The following is a 2324-nucleotide window of genomic DNA, read 5'->3' on the forward strand; positions in this document are numbered from 1 at the left end:
CATTAAGCTGCTTTCTAGCTTGTTCAATACAGTCCCTGTTTTTTTCGATCAAATCAAACCCCTCCTAAGCGCATCTTTCTTCATCCTTACTGTTTTAGAATTGGGTTAAGAAGTTTTCGACTATAAATTGCCTTGTAATGATACAGCGTAGCGTTATCATTATGCTGTCATATCTCCCCTGAGGCGCATCAAAGCGCCCTTGATCTTGGCTCCGTGCGGGGTGTAAAGCGAAGGACAGGAACATAGAGCGCCTTATCCGGGATGCTTTGTTTCCCGGGTTAGGCGCTCTTGTTATCGGCCTAAGTAACCCTGCAGCGGTGCGTAGCCGCTCTTAGACGGGTGGTCTTGCCGCCTTAGAGCGGGTAGCATCAGCCCTAACATCTTTCTGTTTCTGTGAAGTCTCTATCTTGCTTTAAAATAAGCACCTCCAGCTGAAACAAGATCGTTCCCCCTGGTAGAGCTAGATCCCTTAAAAGCTTCCTCAAACCTCCATTTATTTAAGGCTTGGTTAAAACCAAGCCCAGGTTGAAACCAGATCCGAAAAAAGGATATACCTAGTGCTATTGCTCTAAACTTTTTAAAGACGATCATTTAAGTAACCTATATTATAATAATTAAAGTTACTCAAAAGATAAGGAGTGAAACTTGTGAACGAGACTCATGATCCGCGCCCTGTTGGCCGTCCCTCTCAAGGAATTACCAAAAAAGTTTCCTTAACGCTAACCACAGAAGAATGGACAGAAATTGAAGATTCCGGTAAGACTGTAGCTGCCTTTTTAAAAGATAAAATGAAAAAACAGCCTGATGTTACCCTAAGACCTGAATGGGAAACGCAGCGTATTCCCATCTCCTATCCTCGCCCTCTAGCTGAAGAATGTTGGGACACTTATCTAGACCGCACGGATGAACAACTATCATCTGACATCATAGATGCCGCAAAAGAGTCAATGTTTCGAGTTCTCTATCCTAACCAAGCGGAAAATGTAATTGTAGAAGTAAAAGACCAGTACATATGCCCCTTTACAGGAAAACGGTTCGGATCTATGGATAAACTCGTTAGCACTGCCATCCCCACATTAATCCAGTGGGCTACTGCAAAAATAAATCTTGAACTAATAAAAGCTGCGAAGCGAGAAAAGGAAAAGAAGTAGTGCATTTTATTTAAATGAAGAGGGGGTCCAGGGGGAGGAATCCCCCTGGCGAAACTCAATTCGTAGGGGCAAAGCCCCTACCTCTCAGTCCCCATTTGCTTCGTCAAAAGTCGTACCTAATATATAATCTGTCGCCTTTTGGGCTTGTCCTGCGGCCTTTACAATTAACGTTGGATCATTTTTAAGTTTTCGGTGCCATGACTGAATATAAGCGGCGCTGTTCTCGATGGTGCTATTATCAATGCCGCATGTAGCGCAAAGCATAGCTGCTCCAATCTCGGCTATAAGTTCTTCCTTTGAATAGTTTTCATCGCCAAAGGCGGCGTATTCCTCAATGCCTGGCCGGTTTAAACGGCTCTGATGCCCGCTACTGTGTATGAGTTCATGAAATAAGGTCAAATAATACTCCTCTGCTTTTGGATAGTCTTGTAAAGGCGGAACACTGACCCTGTCTGGAGATGGCATATAATAAGCCCGTCCTGACGCGAAGCCGATAGGCGGAGCGTCTGCATATCCGTCTACAATAGCTTCCGCTTCAGCAATAGGATCATGGTCAAAACTGACCTCCTTCCGCTTGCTTTTTATGCCCTTGCAATCCTTTATATCAAACACCCGGTAATAGCGAAGCATCGGTATTTTCTCAGCTTCTCCGGTATCCGCATCTTCTTTTTCTAACCACCGCCAGAAAACAACAATTTGAGACTTAGCGCCTTTGACACTGCCCCCAGCTTCCGTAATCTGCTTATAGGTGGCGTACTCTCCCGGCGGCAGAAGCAGTGTATTAATTCCCCGGTAGGGCCGCTGTGATATCCAGTTTACCGCGCCACTAACGACCCACGGTCTGCGCCACGGCACCACACCCGCCGCAAGCAGTTCTAAAATCCGTTCCGTCACAATTTCATATACCGATTTCTTCTTTGCCATTGTCAAAGTCCCCTTTCTGCGCCGGGAGAAACCCGGCTTAGCGGATTAATTTGCTTCTCGCTCTTCGCGAACTTCAATTGAAGATATGTCCATTTCAAACGTCACCAAACTCTCGCTTATGACCGCATCCATTAGTTCATGAATCTTGTTCGTTATCAGGTGATATTCATTCACTCTCACCGTCCAAATGCAGTAATAGATCGGCTTTCTTTCATCTACTTTTCTGAGCATCCCTGCCCACTCACGGAC

The 2324-nt window shown here is 45.4% G+C and carries 3 protein-coding genes; 1 reads left to right on the forward strand and 2 read right to left on the reverse strand.

What is annotated here, in order from left to right; genetic code table 11:
* Window positions 1-647: 647 nt before the first annotated feature.
* The gene (locus tag H9647_RS25510; RefSeq protein ID WP_191805298.1) at window positions 648-1151 is read left to right on the forward strand and encodes a hypothetical protein; all 504 of its coding nucleotides are present in this window, start codon (window positions 648-650) and stop codon (window positions 1149-1151) included.
* A gap of 84 nt (window positions 1152-1235) precedes the next feature.
* Here the strand turns inward: H9647_RS25510 and H9647_RS25515 are convergent, their stop codons facing one another.
* Both H9647_RS25515 and H9647_RS25520 read right to left on the reverse strand, forming a co-directional pair.
* Window positions 1236-2075 (reverse strand): ArdC family protein, encoded by an 840-nt coding sequence (locus H9647_RS25515; RefSeq protein WP_191805300.1) that lies wholly within the window; start codon window positions 2073-2075, stop codon window positions 1236-1238.
* 45 nt (window positions 2076-2120) lie between these two features.
* Window positions 2121-2324 (reverse strand): hypothetical protein (locus tag H9647_RS25520; protein ID WP_225229585.1); only part of this gene is annotated, 204 nt, incomplete at its 5' end.

The organism is Paenibacillus gallinarum (assembly GCF_014836635.1).
GTDB classification, from domain to species: Bacteria; Bacillota; Bacilli; order Paenibacillales; family Paenibacillaceae; genus Paenibacillus; species Paenibacillus gallinarum.